This window comes from Bacillus sp. VA15 (genome assembly GCF_055721145.1).
In genome coordinates this window covers 123829-145352 of sequence record NZ_JBVQPQ010000003.1, presented here as the reverse complement: position 1 = coordinate 145352, position 21524 = coordinate 123829, and the positions used below count along the sequence as shown (strand labels likewise).

General features: G+C 41.8%; 28 protein-coding genes, 7 tRNA genes and 1 pseudogene. 31 read left to right on the top strand and 5 right to left on the bottom strand.

Features of this window, described 5'->3' with window-relative positions; genetic code table 11:
• Window positions 1–19 precede the first annotated feature (19 nt).
• Both AC0DBE_RS10550 and AC0DBE_RS10545 read left to right on the top strand, forming a co-directional pair.
• Window positions 20–499 carry a PH domain-containing protein gene (locus tag AC0DBE_RS10550; RefSeq protein ID WP_014112728.1) on the top strand — a complete coding sequence of 160 codons (480 nt, stop codon included), beginning with the start codon at window positions 20–22 and terminating at the stop codon, window positions 497–499.
• The gene (locus AC0DBE_RS10545; RefSeq protein WP_472962060.1) at window positions 489–1970 is read left to right on the top strand and encodes a PH domain-containing protein; all 1482 of its coding nucleotides are present in this window, start codon (window positions 489–491) and stop codon (window positions 1968–1970) included. Before AC0DBE_RS10550 ends, AC0DBE_RS10545 begins: the two co-directional genes overlap by 11 nt.
• Here AC0DBE_RS10545 and AC0DBE_RS10540 read toward each other — a convergent pair.
• Complete coding sequence (locus tag AC0DBE_RS10540) at window positions 1967–2566, bottom strand: rhomboid family intramembrane serine protease (protein ID WP_003225175.1); 600 nt, start codon at window positions 2564–2566, stop codon at window positions 1967–1969. The genes AC0DBE_RS10545 and AC0DBE_RS10540 overlap by 4 nt on opposite strands.
• A 94-nt stretch (window positions 2567–2660) precedes the next feature.
• Here AC0DBE_RS10540 and acpS point away from each other — a divergent pair, with 94 nt between their 5' ends.
• The 14 genes from acpS (at window position 2661) to AC0DBE_RS10470 (ending at window position 13545) form a co-directional block, all read left to right on the top strand.
• Complete coding sequence (gene acpS, locus AC0DBE_RS10535) at window positions 2661–3026, top strand: holo-ACP synthase (protein ID WP_014112730.1); 366 nt, start codon at window positions 2661–2663, stop codon at window positions 3024–3026.
• 164 nt (window positions 3027–3190) lie between these two features.
• Complete coding sequence (locus AC0DBE_RS10530) at window positions 3191–4207, top strand: LolA family protein (protein ID WP_072181690.1); 1017 nt, start codon at window positions 3191–3193, stop codon at window positions 4205–4207.
• Window positions 4208–4321: 114 nt separating this feature from the next.
• Window positions 4322–5491, top strand: a complete 1170-nt coding sequence (gene alr / locus AC0DBE_RS10525; RefSeq protein WP_472962057.1) for an alanine racemase — start codon at window positions 4322–4324, stop codon at window positions 5489–5491.
• A 115-nt stretch (window positions 5492–5606) separates the two neighbouring features.
• The gene (gene endB / locus AC0DBE_RS10520; protein WP_003225183.1) at window positions 5607–5888 is read left to right on the top strand and encodes a type II toxin-antitoxin system antitoxin EndoAI; all 282 of its coding nucleotides are present in this window, start codon (window positions 5607–5609) and stop codon (window positions 5886–5888) included.
• Window positions 5889–5892: 4 nt separating this feature from the next.
• Window positions 5893–6243: a type II toxin-antitoxin system endoribonuclease NdoA gene (ndoA, locus tag AC0DBE_RS10515; RefSeq protein WP_003156187.1), complete on the top strand. Its 351-nt coding sequence runs from the start codon at window positions 5893–5895 to the stop codon at window positions 6241–6243.
• Between the two features lie 116 nt (window positions 6244–6359).
• Entirely contained in the window at window positions 6360–7184 is an 825-nt protein-coding gene (gene rsbRA, locus AC0DBE_RS10510; protein ID WP_003240350.1) for an RsbT co-antagonist protein RsbRA, read from the top strand.
• A 4-nt stretch (window positions 7185–7188) separates the two neighbouring features.
• Window positions 7189–7554, top strand: coding sequence for an RsbT antagonist protein RsbS (rsbS, locus tag AC0DBE_RS10505; protein ID WP_003225190.1), 366 nt, complete (start codon window positions 7189–7191; stop codon window positions 7552–7554).
• A 3-nt stretch (window positions 7555–7557) separates the two neighbouring features.
• On the top strand, window positions 7558–7959 hold the full coding sequence (rsbT, locus tag AC0DBE_RS10500) for a serine/threonine-protein kinase RsbT (RefSeq protein WP_014112733.1): 402 nt from the start codon (window positions 7558–7560) through the stop codon (window positions 7957–7959).
• Window positions 7960–7970: 11 nt separating this feature from the next.
• Window positions 7971–8978 carry a phosphoserine phosphatase RsbU gene (gene rsbU, locus AC0DBE_RS10495; RefSeq protein ID WP_003225194.1) on the top strand — a complete coding sequence of 336 codons (1008 nt, stop codon included), beginning with the start codon at window positions 7971–7973 and terminating at the stop codon, window positions 8976–8978.
• A gap of 61 nt (window positions 8979–9039) precedes the next feature.
• Window positions 9040–9369, top strand: a complete 330-nt coding sequence (rsbV, locus tag AC0DBE_RS10490) for an anti-sigma factor antagonist RsbV (RefSeq protein WP_003225196.1) — start codon at window positions 9040–9042, stop codon at window positions 9367–9369.
• Window positions 9366–9848 (top strand): anti-sigma B factor RsbW, encoded by a 483-nt coding sequence (gene rsbW / locus AC0DBE_RS10485; RefSeq protein ID WP_003234299.1) that lies wholly within the window; start codon window positions 9366–9368, stop codon window positions 9846–9848. Before rsbV ends, rsbW begins: the two co-directional genes overlap by 4 nt.
• Complete coding sequence (gene sigB, locus AC0DBE_RS10480) at window positions 9814–10602, top strand: RNA polymerase sigma factor SigB (protein WP_003240361.1); 789 nt, start codon at window positions 9814–9816, stop codon at window positions 10600–10602. Before rsbW ends, sigB begins: the two co-directional genes overlap by 35 nt.
• Window positions 10602–11201: a phosphoserine phosphatase RsbX gene (rsbX, locus tag AC0DBE_RS10475; protein WP_014112736.1), complete on the top strand. Its 600-nt coding sequence runs from the start codon at window positions 10602–10604 to the stop codon at window positions 11199–11201. The genes sigB and rsbX overlap by 1 nt, the downstream gene beginning before the upstream one ends.
• Before the next feature lie 184 nt (window positions 11202–11385).
• Window positions 11386–13545: a Tex family protein gene (locus tag AC0DBE_RS10470; RefSeq protein WP_072565779.1), complete on the top strand. Its 2160-nt coding sequence runs from the start codon at window positions 11386–11388 to the stop codon at window positions 13543–13545.
• A 9-nt stretch (window positions 13546–13554) separates the two neighbouring features.
• On the opposite strand, the gene cmpA is transcribed toward AC0DBE_RS10470, so the two are convergent.
• Complete coding sequence (gene cmpA / locus AC0DBE_RS10465; protein WP_003225207.1) at window positions 13555–13668, bottom strand: cortex morphogenetic protein CmpA; 114 nt, start codon at window positions 13666–13668, stop codon at window positions 13555–13557.
• Window positions 13669–13771: 103 nt separating this feature from the next.
• Here cmpA and AC0DBE_RS10460 point away from each other — a divergent pair, with 103 nt between their 5' ends.
• The 8 genes from AC0DBE_RS10460 (at window position 13772) to AC0DBE_RS10425 (ending at window position 15065) form a co-directional block, all read left to right on the top strand.
• Window positions 13772–14224, top strand: a complete 453-nt coding sequence (locus AC0DBE_RS10460) for a SprT family protein (RefSeq protein ID WP_014112738.1) — start codon at window positions 13772–13774, stop codon at window positions 14222–14224.
• A 122-nt stretch (window positions 14225–14346) separates the two neighbouring features.
• Window positions 14347–14421 (top strand) — tRNA-Asn (locus AC0DBE_RS10455).
• Window positions 14422–14425: 4 nt separating this feature from the next.
• Window positions 14426–14516: transfer RNA gene (locus AC0DBE_RS10450), tRNA-Ser, on the top strand.
• A 29-nt stretch (window positions 14517–14545) separates the two neighbouring features.
• Window positions 14546–14617, top strand: a tRNA-Glu gene (locus AC0DBE_RS10445).
• 12 nt (window positions 14618–14629) lie between these two features.
• Window positions 14630–14704 (top strand) — tRNA-Gln (locus tag AC0DBE_RS10440).
• A gap of 27 nt (window positions 14705–14731) precedes the next feature.
• Window positions 14732–14807: transfer RNA gene (locus AC0DBE_RS10435), tRNA-Lys, on the top strand.
• Window positions 14808–14818: 11 nt separating this feature from the next.
• Window positions 14819–14900, top strand: a tRNA-Leu gene (locus AC0DBE_RS10430).
• A gap of 81 nt (window positions 14901–14981) precedes the next feature.
• A tRNA-Leu gene (locus tag AC0DBE_RS10425) sits at window positions 14982–15065 on the top strand.
• Between the two features lie 99 nt (window positions 15066–15164).
• Here the strand turns inward: AC0DBE_RS10425 and AC0DBE_RS10420 are convergent.
• Genes AC0DBE_RS10420 through AC0DBE_RS10410 form a run of 3 tightly spaced genes read right to left on the bottom strand, consistent with a single transcriptional unit; the run spans window position 15165 to window position 17199 of the window.
• Window positions 15165–16271, bottom strand: a complete 1107-nt coding sequence (locus AC0DBE_RS10420) for a tyrosine-type recombinase/integrase (protein ID WP_095292579.1) — start codon at window positions 16269–16271, stop codon at window positions 15165–15167.
• Window positions 16272–16282: 11 nt separating this feature from the next.
• A complete protein-coding gene (locus AC0DBE_RS10415; protein ID WP_084992052.1) occupies window positions 16283–16798 on the bottom strand; it encodes an ImmA/IrrE family metallo-endopeptidase in 516 nt (171 codons plus the stop codon).
• Window positions 16799–16815: 17 nt separating this feature from the next.
• Complete coding sequence (locus AC0DBE_RS10410) at window positions 16816–17199, bottom strand: helix-turn-helix domain-containing protein (RefSeq protein ID WP_003328156.1); 384 nt, start codon at window positions 17197–17199, stop codon at window positions 16816–16818.
• 154 nt (window positions 17200–17353) lie between these two features.
• On the opposite strand from AC0DBE_RS10410, the gene xis reads away from it, so the two are divergent.
• From xis to nicK, 7 genes and pseudogenes are all read left to right on the top strand, one after another.
• Window positions 17354–17584 (top strand): ICEBs1 excisionase, encoded by a 231-nt coding sequence (gene xis / locus AC0DBE_RS10405; RefSeq protein WP_095292582.1) that lies wholly within the window; start codon window positions 17354–17356, stop codon window positions 17582–17584.
• Window positions 17550–17801 carry a hypothetical protein gene (locus AC0DBE_RS10400; RefSeq protein ID WP_472962049.1) on the top strand — a complete coding sequence of 84 codons (252 nt, stop codon included), beginning with the start codon at window positions 17550–17552 and terminating at the stop codon, window positions 17799–17801. Before xis ends, AC0DBE_RS10400 begins: the two co-directional genes overlap by 35 nt.
• Window positions 17802–17854: 53 nt before the next feature.
• Window positions 17855–18115, top strand: coding sequence for a hypothetical protein (locus AC0DBE_RS10395; RefSeq protein ID WP_095292588.1), 261 nt, complete (start codon window positions 17855–17857; stop codon window positions 18113–18115).
• A 202-nt stretch (window positions 18116–18317) separates the two neighbouring features.
• Window positions 18318–18435 (top strand): annotated as a pseudogene (locus AC0DBE_RS10390) (hypothetical protein).
• A gap of 47 nt (window positions 18436–18482) precedes the next feature.
• On the top strand, window positions 18483–18842 hold the full coding sequence (locus tag AC0DBE_RS10385; protein WP_472962047.1) for a YdcP family protein: 360 nt from the start codon (window positions 18483–18485) through the stop codon (window positions 18840–18842).
• A 54-nt stretch (window positions 18843–18896) separates the two neighbouring features.
• Window positions 18897–20339 carry a coupling conjugation protein ConQ gene (gene conQ / locus AC0DBE_RS10380; RefSeq protein ID WP_044430172.1) on the top strand — a complete coding sequence of 481 codons (1443 nt, stop codon included), beginning with the start codon at window positions 18897–18899 and terminating at the stop codon, window positions 20337–20339.
• Complete coding sequence (nicK, locus tag AC0DBE_RS10375) at window positions 20332–21390, top strand: DNA relaxase NicK (RefSeq protein WP_326225890.1); 1059 nt, start codon at window positions 20332–20334, stop codon at window positions 21388–21390. Before conQ ends, nicK begins: the two co-directional genes overlap by 8 nt.
• The last annotated feature ends 134 nt before the right edge of the window (window positions 21391–21524 follow it).

Below are 21524 nucleotides of genomic sequence, written 5' to 3'. Positions count from 1 at the left end.
AAATCGGGAGGTAGGTATTTTGAGAGACCAGCCAAAAAACCAAATCAGTCCAGACGGATTAAAGGTTTGGCGACTTCAAGAGATCATCATATCCGCTGTCTGCTTGCTTATCGTCATAGCAGTTGCGGTATTAAGCTATTATTTTCATTGGCCGTACTGGATCAGCGGCGGGCTCGGCGCTGCTTGGCTGCTGGGTTCGGTTGTGACGGTCTTTATCATTCCAAAGATCCGTCATAAAGTGTGGCGCTATGAAGTCCATGAACATGAAATAGATATTCAGTCAGGTATTTTTGTGGTGACGCGTGTGATTGTCCCGATGGTCAGAGTTCAGCACGTCGATACATCACAAGGGCCGTTATTGAAAAAGTACAACCTGGCAACCGTAAAAATTTCCACGGCCGCGACCGTTCACTCGATCCCCGCTTTGGCGATGGAGGAAGCGGATCGGCTGAGAGACTCCATTTCCCGTCTGGCAAGGGTGACTGACGATGATGTCTGAACCGAAACGCCTGCACCCGGCGGCAGTCATTTTGAATTTATGCCATACCATTATTCAAACGATAAAAAATATCATTCTGCCATTCTTTTTTGTGTATATCGTCAATTCAAACAATACTGTCCGTTTTTACGGAGCCATTGCGCTCGGTGTGCTGTTCATCTGGCTTATAGCCGCAAGCATCATCAAATGGAGAAGGTTTACCTATCGAATTGAAGATGATGAATTCAGAATCGAAGAAGGCTTGTTTGTCACGAAAAAGCGATACATATCGATCGATCGGATTCAAACGATGAATACGAGCGCGGGCGTGGTCCAGCAAATCTTTAAGCTTGTGAAGCTGCAAATTGAAACGGCAGGCGGAGGCAAGGAGGCGGAAGCTGTTCTTTCTGCTATTTCTGTTGAAGAAGCCGAACGCATCAAGGAAGCCGTCTTTAAGAAAAAAGCGCAAAGGCACGAAAGCGAACAAGAGGAAGAATGGCTTGAAGCTGTGCAGGAGTTCATTCCGGCCGTTGAGCCGCAAGAGCACTATCGGATGAACGTGAAAGAGTTGCTCATGGCCGCTTCTACATCTGGGGGAATCGGAGTGATTATCTCCGCTGTATTTGCGCTTTTTACCCAGCTTGACGAAGTGCTGCCGATGGATTGGTTCTTTGATAAATTTTCCTTCCTTCAGCACGCGAGCATCGGCATTTATGCGGTACTCATTTTTATTGGTTTATTTATCGCCTGGGTGTTCAGCATCGCCGGTATGATGTTTAAATACGCGAACTTTCAAATCATAAAAAAAGAGCAGGAATTGGTGATTTCAAGGGGAATTATTGAAAAACATCAAGTCACGATTCCGCTTCGAAAAATACAAGCCATTAAAATAAAAGAAAACATCATCCGCCAGCTTTTCGGCTTTGTGACGGTGTCCATCGTCAGCGCGGGCGGAGGCGACCGGGAAAAAGAAGAGGGCGCTTTGACCATTCTTTTTCCGATGATTCATAAAAAAAAGCTTCCGCACATGCTCCGGACATTTACGCCGGAATATACGCTGGAAGAAAACGTCCGCCGCCTGCCGCGGCGCGCGTTGAAACGATATCTGTTCCGTTCCGTCATTTTTTCACTCTTTTTGATTATCCCATTATGTATCTTTTTTCAGCCATGGGGCTATCTGTCGATCATCCTGCTGCCGATTGAATTGATCTTCGGCTACCTCGCATTTAAGGATACAGCATGGACGATTAACGAGGACCGGCTTCAGCTGACCTCAAGATTTATCGGCAGAACCACCGCGATTGTGTTGAATAGGCGAATGCAGGTTTGCAAGTTCAGCCAATCCTATTTTCAAAAGAAAGGCCGCCTGTATACCATTTCTACCTCGGTAAAATCATCAAGCCATATGGAAGAATTAACGGTGAGGGATGTAGGTGAAGAGGATGCAGACTTCATTTTAAATTGGTATTCATATGAAAAAGCGGACGGTTAATACCGCCGCTCTTTTTTTTGCACACATAAAAACGAGAGAAGAAACCCGCCGCAAAGTCCAAACAGATGGGCCATCATGTTAATATTGGAGTTGATAAACGACATGAGAACGGCAAATGCGAGCAGTGTGAGAATCATTTTGGAATGCTCTTGCCCGATCAGTTCTTTGCGAAAAAGAACCATAAACAGGTACACGCCGAACAGCCCGAAAATCGCGCCGGAAGCCCCAACATGCACGTAATCAAGCGGCTCTGTAACATATGTGCCGATATTGCCGATGATGCCGGAGCCAGCGTACACAAGAAGGAAACGCGCTTTTCCCAGCATGCGTTCCAAAGCCGGGGCAAATAAAAAGATGGACATGGAATTAAACAGCAGATGGGTAAAACCGGCGTGCAGCAAAACGGGAGTGATCAGCCGCCACCATTCACCGTTTGCGACGCCTAAATTATAGCCTGTGACCGCATCTCTCCATAACACGACTGAATGGACAGGAAGTGAAAAAAACAGCCAAAGAACAGCTTGCAAGGCCAATATAAAGGTGACAATGGGATAAAGCCTGATAAACGTCTGAAAATTTTCGGTCCGTATAAACATTCCGAGCCCCTTTTCTTCATTTTGGTATATCTATAGTAACACGTTTATGAGACAAACCTTTCAAATAGTACGTACGCAAAGGAGGTTATCACACATGATTTACGGCATTGGACTAGACATCACAGAGCTTAAACGGATCGCTTCTATGGCTGGACGTCAAAAAAGATTTGCTGGACGGATTTTAACTCGAAGCGAGCTTGACCAATATCATGAGCTTTCAGAGAAAAGAAAAATCGAATTTCTCGCGGGCAGATTTGCGGCAAAAGAAGCATTCTCGAAAGCATATGGCACTGGTATAGGGAAGCAGCTCAGTTTTCAGGACATTGAAATTAAGAAAGACCAAAATGGCAAGCCTTATATCATTTGCGCGAAGCTGAGTCAGGCCGCCGTTCACGTATCGATCACTCATACAAAGGAATATGCAGCCGCGCAGGTTGTCATTGAAAGGTTGTCAAGCTAGTCTGCATATTAGGGAAACCCCGCTCATATATTTGATAGTGCATTAAGGGAGACAAGTTGTTTGAGGCTTTTATGGTACGCATCCGTTCTGCCTAACGTGTACCGAGCGTACCGTTAAAGTCAAACAAGCGATTTCTTCCTTTTACATCAATTGAGAAAAAGGGGTTGAAAAAGGTGAGAAAAAGCTTTGTTTTGCTTTTAACGGGACTGCTTGCTGTCCTTATTCTTTCTGCCTGCGGGCAAAAAACGCAGCAAGATATTGTGACCGGTTTAGATGAAAAGGCGAAAGAATACACCTCGTACAAAGCAAAAGCAAAAATGACCATCGAGACAGGGAGTGAGCCTCAAGTATACAATGTGGAAATCTGGCACAAAAAGCCGTCTCTGTACAGGGTTTATTTAGAAAATCCGAAAAAGGACCAAAATCAAGTCATTTTACGAAACGAAAACGGAGTATTTGTTCTCACGCCGTCTTTAAATAAGAGCTTCAGGTTTCAAAGCGACTGGCCGAACAACAGCAGCCAGGTCTACTTGTTTGAATCGCTCGTAAAGGATGTTCAAAACGATTCGGATGCCGTTTTTACTGCCAAAGAAAAGAAATACGTATTCGAAACAAAAACGAACTATCAGCATAACAAAATGCTGCCAACGCAAGAAATCACGTTTAACAAAAAAGATATGAGCCCGTCATCTGTCAAAGTCATGGATACAGACCGAAAAGTCATGGTGAAAGTAGAATTCAGCAGCTTTGAATTTAATAAACAATTCGACAAAGAATCATTTGATGAAAAGAAAAATATGACTCTTTCCCAAATGGATGTCGCCACAAGCGCGAAGCCATCCGATACGTTTGCGGTCAAAACGCCGCTAGAACTGCCGCTGGGCGTAAAGCTGCTTGAAGAAAAAGATATTTCTACTGAAGACGGGAAGCGGATCATCATGACCTACGGAGGAGAAAAATCATTCACCTTAATTCAGGAAAAAGCCCAGATTGCCAAAGCTTCTTCCTCAGTTACGATGAACGGCGAACCGGTAAATCTCGGCTACACGATCGGCGCCTTGTCGGATGCATCATTATCATGGACCTATGACGGTGTAGATTACCTTCTCTCCTCTAAAGATCTTTCTAAAGAGGAAATGGTGACAGTCGCGAAAAGCATGCAGGGACAATCATCTAAATAACCGCCGAAGGCCAAACATGATTTGGCCTTTTTTTCGTTAGGCATCGTTTCCCTTTGTCCTTTAATTTTAGTATGATATGTAAATGATATTGAATAAAAGCTAGGAAGTGTCATAATGAGCACAAAACCTTTTTACAGAGATACGTGGGCGGAAATCGACTTGTCCGCGATAAAAGAAAATGTCAGCAATATGAAAGAACACATCGGCGAACATGTCCATCTGATGGCAGTTGTAAAAGCGAACGCCTACGGGCATGGTGACGCAGAAACAGCGAAGGCGGCTCTTGACGCAGGTGCTTCATGCTTGGCTGTGGCCATTCTGGATGAAGCGATTTCGCTGCGCAAGAAGGGCTTGAAGGCACCTATATTGGTGCTCGGCGCGGTTCCCCCGGAGTATGCGGAAATCGCGGCTGAATATGACCTGACATTAACAGGTTTTTCTGTTGAATGGCTTCAGGAAGCCGCCCGCCACATGAAAAAAGGTTCTCTTCATTTTCATTTGAAGGTCGATACGGGGATGAACAGGCTAGGCGTAAAAACAGAAGAAGAAGTACATCACGTGATGGCGATTCTTGACCGCAACCCCCGTTTAAAATGCAAAGGGGTATTTACCCATTTTGCGACAGCGGATGAAAAAGAAAGAGGCTATTTTTTAAAGCAGTTTGAGCGCTTTAAAGAACTGATTGCTCCACTCCGGCTAAAGAAAATGATGGTGCACTGCGCGAACAGCGCCGCCGGCCTTCGCCTGAAAAAAGGCTTTTTTAACGCGGTCAGATTCGGCATCGGCATGTACGGCCTCCGTCCGTCAGCCGACATTACGGATGAAATACCGTTTGAGCTACGCCCTGCATTCACCTTGCATTCGACGCTGTCTCATGTCAAATTGATCAGAAAAGGCGAGAGCGTCAGCTATGGAGCGGAATACACAGCGGAAAAAGACACATGGATCGGGACGGTGCCTGTCGGCTATGCGGACGGCTGGCTTCGAAAATTGAAAGGAACCGAAATTCTTGTGAAGGGAAAGCGGCTGAAAATCGCGGGCCGAATCTGCATGGACCAATTTATGGTGGAGCTGGATCAAGAATATCCGCCAGGCACAAAAGTCACATTAATAGGCCGGCAAGGGGATGAATACATTTCCATGGATGAGATTGCAGGCAGGCTCGAAACCATCAACTACGAGGTGTCTTGTACAATTAGTTCCCGTGTTCCCCGTATGTTTTTGGAAAATGGGAGTATAATGGAAGTAAGAAATCCTTTATTGCAGGAAAATACAAGCAAATAGCTCATCTCAATGGAGAATTCATAAAACAGCTTTGCTTGCAGAGTGAATAATGGTATCATTATCACTGGATGGATAAAAGAGTCGTATCCGTAAGTTTGGTGGAGGTGTATGTTTTTTGTCTGAATCCAGCGCAAGAACCGAAATGAAAATCAGCTTGCCCGAAAACCTAGTAGCTGAATTGGATGGTGTAGCGATGCGGGAGAAACGAAGCAGAAACGAACTGATATCACAAGCAGTGAGAGCGTATGTCAGCGAACGAACAACTCGTCACAACCGTGATTTGATGAGACGCGGCTATATGGAAATGGCGAAAATCAACCTGAATATTTCTTCTGAGGCTCACTTTGCGGAGTGCGAGGCTGAAACGACAGTTGAGCGCTTAGTCAGCGGAGGATAATCATTTGATTGTGAAACGCGGCGATGTTTATTTTGCTGATTTATCTCCTGTTGTTGGCTCAGAGCAAGGCGGGGTGCGCCCGGTTTTAGTGATCCAAAATGACATCGGAAATCGCTTCAGCCCAACTGCTATTGTTGCAGCCATAACAGCACAAATACAGAAAGCGAAATTACCAACCCACGTCGAAATCGATGCAAAACGCTACGGTTTTGAAAGAGATTCCGTTATTTTGCTGGAGCAAATTCGGACGATTGACAAGCAAAGGTTAACGGATAAGATTACTCATCTGGATGATGAAATGATGGATAAGGTTGATGAAGCCTTACAAATCAGTTTGGCACTCATTGATTTTTAGACATATGTGCAGGTTGCTCAAATAGAGCAACTTTTTTTGTTTTCAAAAAACATAAACGATATAATAGTGAAATAACGTAAAAAAATATGTTGTTTTTTATTGGGAGGTAAGCGAATTTGATGTCGAATCAGACTGTATACCAGTTCATTGCCGAGAATCAAAATGAACTGCTCCAACTGTGGACTGACACACTAAAAGAATTAAGCGAACAAGAATCATATCAGCTGACTGACCAAGTGTATGAAAATATATCTAAAGAGTATATCGACATTCTTCTCTCATCTGTTAAGGATGACAGCGCTGCTGAAAGCCAAATTAGCGAACTGGCGCTTAGAGCCGTCCAAATAGGGCTTTCTTTGAAGTTTTTGGCTACGGCGCTGGCTGAATTCTGGAAGCGTCTCTACACGAAAATGAACGATAAGAGATTGCCAGATCAAGAGAGTACGGAATTAATCTGGCAGATCGACCGCTTTTTCAGTCCGATTAATACAGAAATCTTTAACCAATACTCAATCTCATGGGAGAAAACAGTATCCCTGCAAAAAATCGCGCTGCAGGAGTTATCAGCTCCGCTCATCCCGGTGTTTGAAAACATTACCGTGATGCCGCTTGTCGGAACAATTGATACCGAACGTGCTAAACGAATTATGGAGAACTTGCTTAATGGTGTTGTTAAACACCGTTCCCAAGTCGTGCTGATTGATATTACCGGTGTACCTGTTGTCGATACGATGGTTGCCCATCACATTATTCAGGCGTCTGAAGCGGTAAGGCTTGTCGGAGCGAAATGCCTGCTTGCCGGAATCCGTCCGGAAATTGCTCAGACCATCGTTAACCTTGGGATTGATTTATCCCAAGTTATTACTAAGAATACCCTGCAAAAAGGAATTCAAACAGCATTGGAAATGACAGATCGAAAAATTGTTTCATTGGGGGAATAACATTTTGAGACATCCGAAAATCCCGATCTTGAAACTGTATAATTGCTTATTAGTGTCCATTCAATGGGAACTCGATGACCAAACTGCATTAACCTTTCAAGAAGACTTATTAAATAAAATATACGAAACAGGCGCTAATGGAGTTGTCATTGACCTGACATCTGTGGACATGATTGATTCCTTTATCGCTAAAGTGCTGGGCGACGTGATCACGATGTCTAAACTAATGGGCGCAAAAGTGGTTTTAACGGGAATTCAGCCTGCTGTGGCAGTTACGCTGATTGAACTCGGAATCGCACTTGAGGAAATTGAAACTGCGCTCGACTTAGAGCAGGGGCTTGAGACATTGAAGCGGGAATTGGGGGAATAGCGAATGAACGACCAATCCTGTGTAAAGATCATGACAGAATGGGATATTGTGGCCGCCAGACAACTGGGACGAAACGTTGCAAAAGAACTGGGTTTCGGCACGGTAGACCAGGCTAGAATTACAACGGCTATTTCAGAATTAGCCAGGAACATTTATTTATATGCCGGTAAAGGCCAGATTGGAATTGAACAGGTCTCTGACAGAGGAAAAAAGGGCCTGAAAATCATAGCGGAAGACCAAGGACCGGGAATTCCTGATATCCGCAAGGTCATGGAAGACGGATTTTCAACGTCTGGCGGACTCGGGGCGGGACTTCCCGGCGTGAAAAGGCTGATGGATGAATTCAGTTTAAATTCCGTAGCGGGGGAAGGAACAGAGATACAAGCCATTAAATGGCTTCGGTAGGAGGTAAGAAAGTGGATTTTAGGGAGGTTATTGAGCAGCGGTATCATCAGCTGCTTAGTCGATATATAGCCGAATTAACAGAAACATCTTTATATCAAGCCCAAAAATTCAGCCGAAAAACAATCGAGCATCAAATTCCTCCGGAAGAAATCATCAGCATTCACCGAAAAGTGCTGAAGGAGCTGTATCCGAGTCTCCCGGAAGATGTTTTTCATTCGCTGGATTTTTTAATAGAAGTCATGATTGGATATGGAATGGCTTATCAGGAGCATCAAACCCTCAGGGGGATACAGCAGGAAATCAAATCAGAAATTGAAATCGCAGCAAATGTCCAGCAGACGCTGCTCGGAACAAAGATTCCGCAGGAAGAAGCGCTGGATATCGGCGCCATCAGTGTGCCCGCTAAACAGATGAGCGGTGATTACTACCACTTTGTCAAAGACAAGGAATCCATTAATATCGCAATCGCGGACGTGATCGGCAAAGGCATTCCGGCGGCTCTTTGTATGTCCATGATCAAATACGCGATGGACTCTTTGCCGGAAACGGGCATACACCCTTCTCAGGTGCTGAAAAATTTGAATCGGGTTGTTGAACAAAATGTGGATGCCAGTATGTTTATTACGATGCTTTATGCAAATTACAATATGGATAAGCATCAATTTACATATGCTTCAGCGGGACATGAACCGGGATTCTATTATTCTCAAAAAGACAACACGTTTTACGATTTAGAGGCCAAAGGACTCGTTCTCGGCATCTCACAGGATTATGACTACAAACAATTCGATCAGCATCTCGATAAGGGTGATATGATTGTTTTATTTTCTGACGGCGTCACAGAATGCAGAACGGAAAATGGTTTCTTGGAGCGCCCTGATCTGCAAAAGCTTATTGAAGAACATATGTGTTCCTCCGCGCAGGAAATGGTCAAAAATATTTATGACAGCCTCCTCAAATTGCAGGACTTTCAGCTTCATGATGATTTTACGTTAATTGTTTTGCGAAGAAAGGTTTAGCGTCAGCCAGCCGGGGGTATAAGACAATTAGTGATTTGAAGGAAAATTTGAGGTGATACGAATGAATATAAATGTTGATGTAAAGCAAAATGTGAATGATATACAAGTAAACATTGCGGGAGAAATTGATGTGTATTCAGCTCCGGTGCTCAGAGAGAAGCTCGTTCCTCTGGCAGAACAAGGCGCTGATTTAAGAATTTGTCTGAAAGATGTCAGTTACATGGATAGTACTGGGCTCGGTGTTTTTGTAGGCATCTTTAAAACAGTCAAAAAACAAGGCGGTTCGCTAAAACTTGAAAATCTTTCTGAGCGGCTGATCCGCCTGTTTGAGATTACAGGCTTAAAGGACATCATTGATATTTCTGCAAAGTCAGAAGGTGGAGTGCAATGAAGAATAACGCAGATTACATCGAAATGAAAGTGCCGGCCCAACCTGAATATGTAGGGATTATAAGGCTGACACTGTCAGGCGTCGCGAGCAGAATGGGTTATACGTACGATGAAATCGAAGATCTGAAAATCGCAGTCAGTGAAGCGTGTACAAATGCAGTTCAGCACGCTTACAAAGAAGATAAAAATGGGGAAGTGTCAATCCGATTCGGTGTGTTCGAAGACCGTTTAGAGGTCATTGTGGCGGATGAAGGAGACAGCTTTGATTTCGATCAAAAGCAGCAGGATCTAGGGCCGTACACACCTTCGCACACAGTTGATCAATTATCAGAAGGAGGGCTCGGTCTATATTTAATGGAAACGCTCATGGATGAAGTCAGAGTGCAAAACCACTCCGGCGTCACCGTAGCGATGACAAAGTATTTAAATGGGGAGCGAGTTGATCATGACACAACCATCAAAAACTACGAAACTAACTAAGGATGAAGTCGATCGGCTCATAAGCGATTACCAAACGAATCAAGATGAACAGGCGCAAGAAACGCTTGTGCAGGTGTATACAAATCTTGTTGATATGCTTGCGAAAAAATATTCAAAAGGCAAAAGCTTTCACGAGGATCTCCGTCAGGTCGGCATGATCGGGCTTCTCGGCGCGATTAAGCGATACGATCCCGTCGTCGGCAAATCGTTTGAAGCTTTTGCCATTCCGACAATCATCGGTGAAATTAAACGTTTCCTCAGAGATAAAACGTGGAGCGTTCATGTGCCAAGACGGATTAAAGAACTGGGTCCAAGAATCAAAATGGCGGTTGATCAGCTGACGACTGAAACACAAAGGTCACCGAAAGTAGAAGAGATTGCCGAATTCCTCGATGTTTCAGAAGAAGAGGTTCTTGAAACGATGGAAATGGGCAAAAGCTATCAAGCCTTATCCGTTGACCACAGCATTGAAGCGGATGCGGACGGAAGCACCGTCACGATTCTTGATATCGTCGGATCACAGGAGGACGGATATGAGCGGGTCAACCAGCAAATGATGCTGCAAAGCGTGCTTCACGTCCTTTCTGACCGTGAAAAACAAATCATAGACCTTACGTATATTCAAAACAAAAGCCAAAAAGAAACTGGGGACATTCTCGGTATATCTCAAATGCACGTCTCGCGTCTGCAGCGCAAAGCTGTGAAGAAGCTCAGAGAGGCCTTGATTGAAGATCCCTCGATGGAGTTAATGTAATGATCCAGGTTGAAGAAAACGAGCATATTCAAACTCTTGTATACCAACTGAATAAAGAAGGAAAATCGATTTGCGGCGACAGCTTTTTTATGAAAGCTGATGATAAGGAGTTAATTTGTGCGGTAGCTGACGGACTTGGAAGCGGATCGCTTGCCAACGAATCTTCTGCAGCCATCAAAGACTTAGTGGAAAACTATGCAAATGAAGATGTACAAAGCATTATCGAACGCTGTAATCAGGCGATGAAAAACAAAAGAGGCGCTACAGCATCTATCCTGAAAATCAATTTTGAACAAAGGCAGTTTACGTACTGCTCTGTCGGAAACGTACGTTTTATTCTGCATTCCCCGTCTGGTGAAAGCTTTTATCCTCTGCCGATTTCAGGCTATTTATCAGGCAAGCCGCAAAAATACAAAACGCACACAGCCACCTATGAAAAGGGTTCAAGGTTCATTATACATACAGATGGACTCAACGTGCCCGACATCCGCTCCCATTTGAAAAAAGGCCAATCGGTAGAAGAAATATCAAATTCGCTGAAAATGTATACGACATCGAGAAAAGATGATCTGACCTATATTCTTGGACAGCTGTCCTAAGAGATCAAAAAAAAGAAGCTGGACATCCGGCTTCTTTTTTTGCGCGATGTGTGTTTGAAAACAGCCAGAAATCTTCTTTTGAAAAATGAATAAAGACGTGCAGCACCAGCTGTCTTTTTTTATGTGTTTTTTTCGGTTTTTGATACACTAGAGAAAGAACGACAAAATTGGAGGCTTTGGTTACATGGAAACGTCAGCCCTTTTAAAACAGCAAATTGCGAAAGAAATAGGTTTGTCACAAAAATACGTTGAAAGTGTCATCCGCCTGCTTGAGGACGGCAACACAGTCCCGTTTATCGCCCGGTACCGAAAAGAGCAGACGGGGTCAATGGATGAGGTTCAGATTCAGACGATTTCTGAACGCTGGCAATACATACAAAACCTGAATCAGCGAAAAGAAGAAGTCATCCGGCTCATTGCAGAGCAGGATAAATTAACAGATGACTTAAAGCGAAAAATTGAGCAATCGGTGAAGCTTCAGGAAGTGGAAGACCTTTACCGCCCGTATAAACAAAAACGCAAAACAAAGGCGACAGTCGCAAAAAGCAAAGGCCTCGAGCCGCTTGCTGACTATATCCTGACACTTCCGCGAGATAACCGTCTGGCACAAACCGCAGATCAATACATCAGCGAAGAAAAAGAAGTGTTCACACGGGAAGAGGCGATTGAAGGCGCCAAGCATATTATTGCGGAACAAATCTCAGACGAGCCGAGTTTCAGAAAGTGGATTCGCCAGGAAACCTTTAAAAGAGGAAGCATTAAGTCTGCAGCCGGAAAATCGGCAGACACAGACGAGAAAAATGTGTATGAAATGTATTACGAGTATGAAGAGCCAATTGCAAAAGTCGTTCCGCACAGGGTGCTGGCGATGAACCGCGGCGAAAAAGAAGACATTTTAAAGGTGTCTATCGAACCGCCTGCGGATCACATTAAGGCGTATTTAGAAAAACAAATCATCAAAAACCGATCAACGTCCGTAAAAGAGATTTTGCAGGAAACGATTGAAGACAGCTATAAAAGGCTGATCCAGCCGGCAATAGAGCGTGAAATCAGAAAAGAGCTGTCAGAAAAAGCGGATGAACAGGCAATTCACATTTTTTCTGAGAACTTGAGAAAGCTTCTTCTGCAGCCGCCGATGAAAGGCAAAACCGTTCTCGGTGTTGACCCAGCGTTCCGAACTGGCTGTAAGCTTGCTGTATCAGATGAGACCGGAAAAGTCTTGAATATTGATGTCATCTATCCGCATGCGCCGGTCAACAAAACAAAAGAAGCCCATGAAAAAGTCAAAGCGATTCTCGAGCAGCATCAAGTCGAGATGGTGGCGATTGGAAACGGCACGGCATCAAGAGAAACAGAGCAATTCATCGTCAATGTACTGAAGGACATGCCGCGGAAAATTTATTATGTGATCGTTAATGAAGCGGGAGCAAGCGTATATTCGGCTTCTGAGCTTGCCAGAGAAGAATTCCCTGAGCTTCAGGTTGAAGAGCGCAGTGCCGTATCTATTGCGCGAAGACTTCAAGATCCGCTGGCGGAACTCGTGAAAATCGATCCGAAATCTGTTGGTGTCGGACAGTACCAGCATGATGTCAGCCAAAAACGCTTAAATGAATCTCTGCGGTTCGTCGTCGAAACTGTTGTTAACCAGGTGGGAGTAAACGTCAACACAGCATCCGCCGCGCTGCTTCAATATGTAGCGGGATTATCGAAGTCTGTCGCAGGCAACGTTGTCAAAAAACGTGAGGAAATCGGTAAGTTTTCGAATCGAAAAGAACTGAAGGACATCCCGAGACTCGGTGCGAAAACCTATGAGCAATGTATCGGTTTCTTAAGAGTGCAGGAAGGGACAGAGCCTTTGGACAGAACAGGCATCCACCCGGAAAGCTATAAAGAAACAAAAGCACTATTGAAAAAGCTCGGCCTTTCAACAGAACAAATCGGCACGGCGGAATTGAAGGATAAAATCAATCAGCTGGCGCTTTCTGAAACGGCACAAGAGCTGGGAATCGGAGAAATCACCCTGAAAGATATTTGTGAACAGCTGACAAGGCCGGAACGCGATCCTCGCGATGAGGTGCCTAAGCCTTTGCTGAAAACAGACGTCCTTCAGCTGGAAGATTTGAAAGAGGGAATGGAGCTGCAGGGCACCGTGCGCAATGTAGTGGACTTCGGAGCGTTTGTTGATATCGGAGTCAAACAAGACGGGCTTGTGCATATCTCAAAACTCAGCAATCAATTCGTCAAGCATCCTCTTGATGTCGTATCCGTCGGCGATATTGTAACGGTTTGGGTTGACGGCGTAGATGTACAAAAAGGCAGAGTATCGCTGTCTATGGTAAAATAAAAGCACTGCTTACGAGCAGTGTTTTTTCCTATAAAAATACCAGCATTGATTCAGCAGTTTAATTTGGTAATTATCTTTTTCAAGGAACGCTTTTTGCATCTGTTTTTTAAGCCAATTTGGCATAGGCTCATTCCTCCTCAGCTTTTATCATATGAGGGACGGTGATTACCATATTGTATGCGAACGGTGAATTGTCCCGTTCAATGTTTTTTAAGTGAGGTGCACCATGGATAACAAAGAGCTTCAAAAGCTGACAGAGGATATTTCCGAAACGTATTTTAACAAGCCGTTCCGCCATCAGGCGCTTTTTAATGACAGGCTTAAAACCACGGGCGGAAGGTACCTGTTAACCTCCCATAACATTGAATTGAACAGAAAATATCTGATTGAACATGGCAGGGAGGAACTGATCGGCATCATTAAGCACGAGCTCTGCCATTATCATCTTCACCTTGAAGGAAAGGGGTACAAGCACAGAGACAGAGATTTTCGAGTGTTGCTGCAGCAGGTCAACGCGCCAAGGTTCTGTACACCCCTTAAGAAAAAAACAGAAAACAAAAAAACTTATATGTATATCTGTACGGCGTGCGGCCAACAGTATATAAAGAAGCGTGCCATGAATCCTGACAGATACAGATGCGGAAAATGCCGCGGAAAAATAAAAAGAATTTTTTCGTAAAAAAGGTTGACGGATATGGCAAGCCTATGTTACATTATAAAAGTCGTCACGTGAGATAAATAAAAACATTTACCTCTTGACACTGAAAATCAAGGCTGATATAATAAGTCTTGTCTCATTATTCCACAGTAGCTCAGTGGTAGAGCTATCGGCTGTTAACCGATCGGTCGCAGGTTCGAATCCTGCCTGTGGAGCCATATTGGAGAAGTACTCAAGTGGCTGAAGAGGCGCCCCTGCTAAGGGTGTAGGTCGCGTAAGCGGCGCGAGGGTTCAAATCCCTCCTTCTCCGCCATAAGATTTCGATATAAGCTCTCAACCATCGGCCCGTTGGTCAAGCGGTTAAGACACCGCCCTTTCACGGCGGTAACACGGGTTCGAATCCCGTACGGGTCATTCCATTTTCGTTGGGCTATAGCCAAGCGGTAAGGCAACGGACTTTGACTCCGTCATGCGTTGGTTCGAATCCAGCTAGCCCAGCCATTTTTATTTTTTGAAATCTAATAGTAAGAGCCATTAGCTCAGTTGGTAGAGCATCTGACTTTTAATCAGAGGGTCGAAGGTTCGAGTCCTTCATGGCTCACCATTTGTCTTTTTGCGGGTGTGGCGGAATTGGCAGACGCGCTAGACTTAGGATCTAGTGTCTTACGACGTGGGGGTTCGAGTCCCTTCACCCGCACTTTATTTACAAAGTGCACGCAAATTGGTTTTACTAGCTTAAGAGCCTACTAAACCAGCACAAACACAATTTAATGATCACGCGGTCGTGGCGGAATGGCAGACGCGCTAGGTTGAGGGCCTAGTGGGTGAATAACCCGTGGAGGTTCAAGTCCTCTCGGCCGCATCCCAATAATACCAAGGGTTTAACCACCTTTGGTATTATTTTTTTGTGAGGAAAATACGGCTATGGGAGAAGACTTGCTCACCAAAACTCACCAGTTACTTAAAGTAAGTCATCCAAACGGTCGGCGGTTTCTTTCTGTTTATTAGGAAAAAGGTGTCCGTAAGTATTCATTGTAAAAGAAACGGAACTATGCCCTAATCGTTCTTTAATTACTAAATAATCTTCCCCTTGATGGATAAGCAAGGCTACATGTGAATGCCTCAAATCATGGAAACGGATAGGCTCAACATTTCCTCTTTTACAAATTTGTTTTATTTTCCTGCTGAAAATATCTTTAGTAGGTGGTCTGTCTTTGTATTGGAACATATAAGTTTCTTCTGATTGATGAATTCCTAATTCATCAAAGATTTCCTTCTGGTGTTGTCTCCATTCATCAAGCAATGTTATAAGTTTTGAATTGATACTTATACGGCGAATAGAATTTTTAGTTTTTGGAGGTGTAATTATATATTCTTGATTTATATATGTTAAAGCTTTGTACACATTGATTTCTCTTCTAAACTTGTCTAAATCTTTCCATTGAAGCGCTAAAATTTCTCCTAAGCGCATTCCTGTCAGATAATCAGTAGTATAGAATACTTTAAAAATAAATTCGTCTTTTTCTATGAGACTAATAAATTCTTTGAACTGATCGGGAGTCCAAAATTTCATCTGTTTTTTTACAACACTTAAATTTTTTACCTTTGCACATGGATTTTTGATTAAAACATCCTCAACGATACCTATATCAAAAATTTTGCTGAGAATAATCATTGTGTTGTTAATTGTTTTGTTTTCAAGTCCTTTATCAATTAGTGACTTTTGAAAGTCTTGAATTTCGTTATGAGTAACTTTTTTGACAATACAATTTTCAAAATGAGGTATGATATGTTTTTCTATTGTATATTTTTCAATATTATAATAATTAGGCTTATGGTGAAGCTTACATTGCTCCAAATAAATACTTACTAGTGTAGAGAAACTGACTTCCTTATGGCTTGTTAGCAAACCATCACTGTGTGCTTTTTTTATTGCATGATACATTTCTTCAGCATGCTTTTTCGTTTTTAAGGTCATTGTTTTTCTTTTGCGTTTTCCTGTTACTGGATCAAAACCAAGACTAACGTCGATTCTATATCTCCCATCTTTAGTTTTCCTTATAGACATTATTTTGCTCCTTAGAATTGTGCTATTAGTTTATTATCGAAAACGTTGAAACCTCTTGAAGAAGAAAATTTCAGTTGCTCAATTTTATGTTTGATTACAAAAGTAGGGACTTTAAAATAAGTTGCAATGTCGTTTAACGTATATTCATTGAAATTGATATTTGCATCTTGAATCATTTTATCAGTCACCAAAAGTTCAGAAGCGAATATGTTGGCCTGATGTTCTAACTTTTCTTCCAAAATGAGTGAACAATTTGATAATTTAAAAGAATTCAATTTCTTGTGGAGAAAAAAGTGCCCAAGTTCATGGGCAATAATAAAATTTCTGTAACTGGCATTTTCATTGATGTGAATAATGTACTCATCTTCCTCTTCACAGTATTGAAGGAAGCCATTTACGTTGCCTAAGTTACTTTCTAAATGAAAAATTCTTAAATTGTTACAAATGATACTTACATTGTTTGTTTTATTTTTTTTAATAATTTCTTGTGCTTTGTGTTTTATACTTTTTGAAGTGTAAATGTTCATCACTCTTTCAATGTTTATTATTTGTCTTTGCGCTTCATTTCGTTAACAAACCGGACTCCATTCTTTAATGCTTTTTTTATTAATTCAGCTGTTTCTTCGTCAATATCACCATTTTTCATAAAGAGAAGTGTTTCTTCGTCTTTAAGTTCCTCAATTGCTTCATTAAATGCTTTTTCTAGATTAGAGTTTTTCTTTTGTGGAGGTTGAGGTCTATCTAATAAGAAATCAATAGATACATCAAAATAATTTGCAATCTTACTTAATGTTTCACTTGTAGGTAGGATTTCGTCTTTCTCAAACCTTGTTATGGAACTTTGACTTAAAAATAATTTTTCAGCTAATTCTTTTTGGGTTAATCCTCTTTGTTTTCTCAAAGTTTTTAATTTATGACCAAAACTCATTTTCAAGACCTCATTTTTATTTTTATATTACAACTAGTCATATTTTTTTAAAAGAAAATATGCGTATTTCGCATTTTTTGTATTGACACTATGCGTATAGTCATTTATTATATAAGTAGTTAATGATTATACGCATTTTTTTGGGGGTGATAATTTGAATGAGTTTCTGACTGCAAAGGATATTCAAAATATTTTAGGTGTAAAGCAAGCAAAGGCATATGAAATAATTCGATCACTTAATAAAGAAATGGAGAATGACGGCTATATGGTCATTCAAGGTAAAGTTAATCGTGCAAAATTTGAAGAACGTTATTGTTATAAAAGCAGAAGACAGGAACAGGATGATCATCATGAACCTAAGCCAAACTCATTCATTTATGCGTAAAGCAATTCCTTTGGCCAAACAAATGGAAGGTGATTGGATAGCGAGAATGAAGATTGCTCTTAATTCGGTCATCATAGATCATTATTTAAACCTTCCTTTAACAAATGAAAATGTTAATGAACTACTGCGGAAAGGCGTTTCGTATCGCAGGATATGTAAGCATTATGGTATTGGAAGAAAAGACATTGAAAAGCTGCGGCAACCGTCCATAGTGTGACGCTATATACCACTATAGGGAGCCGTTATAAACTCTTTGAAAGGGGGGGTGCGATGAAAATAAGGGTGAATGCAACAATCATCACTGATGTTGAAGCTTTAAAGGCTGATAGGGATTTGAAGCACTTTAAAGATTATGCCACTTGTGAAACATTTGTTGTTGATGCTGATAATTATTTGAAGGCTAATGAAGAAATATCTGGGCTGTTAAAAGGCTGGAATTGGTGGTGTATCTGGTCTACTCGTCCATTGAGTAAGAAGGATAACCAAGTGTTTACTTTGTATAACGATGATCTGTATAACTTATGTCGCTAGGAGTGTTTGTTCCTTGAAAACTACATATAGACAAAAAAAGCGCCTTGACGAATGATCATCAAGAACGCCGTGTAAAGATTAGACACCTTTATTATACGGCACTTTTATAAAAATGTCATGCGTGAGTATTTGAGTGATGAACAGCAATCACTTTAAATGCTGTAGCAGGCTAGAATAAGCGTGCGGAATAGCTGTAGTCAGCTTGATGGCTATAATTAGCCTACTAGGTTGCCATGAGGGCATAACGCCGTTAGCAACTGATAAGCGCCAAGATGGATACAGAACCGGAGCGAATCCAAAAAAATAAAATCGAAATTTAATGATCTTTTGAAAATAAATAATAAAAAATGAAATGGGGATATGAAATATGAACTTAAACTTTATTGTACCGGATATCAATATGACTTTTGGTGAACTGAAATTTTTAGGTTTAAACCGTGAGCGCTATGCCTATGTAGATGGTAAAAGAACAGATACATTGGAATCAAGGATATATAATTTGGGATCTAGTGTACAAGGCGGGCAGATTGAAGTGACAATTCCTGCTTATGTTGATTTAAAGGAATTTGATTTCTTTAAGGATGTTGAATTGAAAAATCCGAAAATCATGGCTTCTGCTAGAGCAAATGGGAATTTTGCTAATGTTAACTGGACTGTTGAAGCAGAAGATCTGGTATTAAAAGGCGCAGGGTCTGCTGTATCCTCAAAACCAGCCCGCGGTAACTAGTGGAAATGAAAAGAAATAACGTGATGCTCTCATATCGGCAGGCGGGTGATATATATGAGTGATTTCTTAAACAAAAGATTTTGGAAATACAGGGGCAAACGAATCCGCCCGTACATGAGAAATAACGTAAAATTAGCAGGCGCGATTATATTTGTGCCTGTTTTTTTATTGTCTATGTTGATCTTTTGGAGAGAACAACTGGTTCATTTTGATCTTAACCGTGTTATAAAACATTTTGAGTGGAATGTACCTTTAATCATTAAAAGTGTTTTAGGCTCTCTGTTAATTGCTGTTGGAAGTATAGTTGCATCTTACTTTCTTTTCTTTGACAGCTATAAGAAAATCCTTCACAGGCAAAAGCTTGCAAAAATGATTTTCTCGAATAAGTTTTACGAAAGAGATAATGTGAAAGTAAGAAAACTCTTTTCGAATGAAACTGACACAAGAGAAAAGATCACATACTTTCCTAGAATGTATTACCAGGTTAAAAACAATCACATTTATATTCGTATTGCTATGGACATGAGCCGTTTTCAGAATCGCTTCCTAGACTTAGGAAAGGATTTGGAAAACGGCTTATTTTGTGACTTGGTTGATAAGCAAATGGAAGAAGGTTTTGTTTGCTTTAAGCTTCTTTATGATGTGAAAAAGAATCGTATTTCCATTGATGATGCAGTAGCTGAGAATGGAGTCCTTCCGTTAATGAAGCATATTTCATGGCAATTTGATAAGTTGCCGCACATGTTAATTTCTGGCGGTACAGGTGGAGGAAAAACATATTTCATGCTAACGATTATCAAGGCGTGTGTTGGACTTGGGGCAGATGTAAGAATATTGGACCCTAAGAATGCAGATTTAGCAGACTTGGAAGAAGTGCTTCCGAAAAAGGTATATTCCCAAAAGAACGGCATTCTCATGTGCCTAAGAAAGTCTGTAGATGGCATGATGGAACGAATGGATGAAATGAAACAGATGCCCAACTATAAGACAGGTGAAAACTATGCCTATTTAGGCTTAAAGCCTGTGTTTATCTTCTTTGATGAATATGTGGCGTTTATGGATTTTTTAGATATGAAAGAAAGAAATGAAGCCCTTTCTTACATGAAACAGTTAGTCATGAAGGGGAGACAGGCGGGTTACTTTCTTGTTTTAGGCGCACAACGTCCAGATGCAAAATATTTAGCTGACGGTATTCGTGATCAGTTTAGCTTCCGTGTGTCATTAGGTTTAATGTCCGATACGGGTTATGGGATGATGTTTGGCGATGTTGATAAAGCATATGTGAATAAAAAAGAGACAGGGCGAGGATATGCCAATGTCGGCACAGGTTCAGTGTTGGAATTTTATAGTCCTATTGTGCCGAAAGGATATGATTTTATGTCATCTATTAAAAATGCGCTGGTTGGAGTCGAGGGAGCGCAGGCGACGGCAGTCGCCAGCGGCAGCGTAAGCGACCAGACGGCCAGCGGCGAAGGAGTGAGCGAAGCGAATGGATGAGCTAAAACAACCCCCCCACGCTAACAGGGGGGTAGTAATCGTAAAAGAAGAAAATGAAACCATTGAAAGTCCTTTGGTATCAATGGTTGACTATATTCGAGCCTCTTTTAAAACTCATGATGTTGACCGAATTATTGAAGAGGTTCTTCACCTTAGCAAAGACTTTATGACTGAGAAACAATCTGGTTTCTATGGCTACGTTGGCACGTACGAACTGGACTATATCAAAGTCTTTTATTCTGCGCCAGATGATAACAGAGGTGTTTTGATAGAAATGTCCGGTCAAGGTTGCCGTCAGTTTGAATCGTTCTTGGAATGCCGGAAGAAAACATGGTACGACTTCTTTCAAGATTGCATGGCGCAAGGCGGTTCATTTACTCGCTTTGATTTGGCGATTGATGACAAAAAGACATACTTTTCTATACCAGAACTGTTGAAAAAAGCCCAAAAGGGCGAATGTATTTCACGGTTTAGAAAATCGGATTTCAATGGCTCCTTTGATCTATCTGATGGCATTACAGGTGGAACGACAATATATTTTGGTTCTAAAAAGTCAGAGGCGTACCTTTGCTTTTACGAAAAAAACTATGAACAAGCAGAAAAGTATAACATTCCGTTGGAAGAACTAGGCGATTGGAATCGTTATGAACTGCGACTTAAAAATGAACGTGCACAAGTTGCCATAGATGCTTTATTGAAAACAAAGGATTTAACCTTAATCGCTATGCAAATCATTAATAATTATGTAAGGTTCGTTGATGCTGATGAAAACATCACTAGAGAGCATTGGAAAACGAGCCTTTTTTGGTCTGATTTTATAGGTGATGTTGGAAGACTTCCTTTGTACGTCAAACCACAAAAAGACTTCTATCAGAAATCAAGAAACTGGCTTCGTAACTCTTGTGCTCCTACTATGAAAATGGTACTTGAAGCTGATGAACATTTAGGGAAAACCGATCTATCAGATATGATTGCAGAAGCTGAACTGGCAGACAAACACCAAAAAATGTTAGATGTGTTTCTTGCTGATGTTACTGACATGGTCATTTAAAAACAAGCTGCTAAACCTTTATAAACACAGGTGATGCGATTAAACGTATGTGTCAACGGTACCGGAACGAAGTGAGGATAAGGAGTTGACAGATTCAGCGCCACCAAAACCCTCTTGGCATTGAACAAACAACC